At 47.5% G+C, this 518-nt stretch carries 1 protein-coding gene; it reads left to right on the top strand.

Going from position 1 to position 518, the window contains the following annotated elements:
* On the top strand, positions 1–518 hold a 518-nt coding region (locus R8O11_RS31265), incomplete at both ends, for a citrate/2-methylcitrate synthase (protein ID WP_318195398.1).

The following is a 518-nucleotide window of genomic DNA, read 5'->3' as shown; positions in this document are numbered from 1 at the left end:
ACCGTGAAATTGCGGCTTATCGTCTGCTATCTAAAATGCCAACTCTGGCTGCAATGTGTTTCAAATATTCTGTTGGTCAGCCATTTATCTACCCACGCAACGATTTGAGCTACGCGGAAAACTTCCTACACATGATGTTTGCTAACCCATGTGAAGAGTATGAAGTGAACCCTGTTGTTGCTCGTGCGATGGATAAAATCTTCACACTTCACGCAGATCACGAGCAAAACGCGTCGACATCAACAGTCCGTTTAGCAGGTTCTTCTGGTGCAAACCCATTCGCATGTATTGCCGCTGGTATCGCATCACTTTGGGGCCCAGCTCACGGTGGCGCAAACGAAGCATGTCTGAAGATGCTAGAAGAAATCGGCAGCGTGGATAACATTCCAGAGTACGTGGAACGTGCGAAAGACAAAGATGACCCATTCCGTTTGATGGGCTTCGGTCACCGTGTTTACAAGAACTACGATCCACGAGCGACCGTAATGCGTGAAACATGTCACGAAGTTCTAAAAGAG

The sequence above is a fragment of the Vibrio sp. 1288 genome (assembly GCF_033344475.1).
Note: the sequence above shows the minus strand (reverse complement) of the source record. Positions and strands in the feature narration are given on the sequence as shown.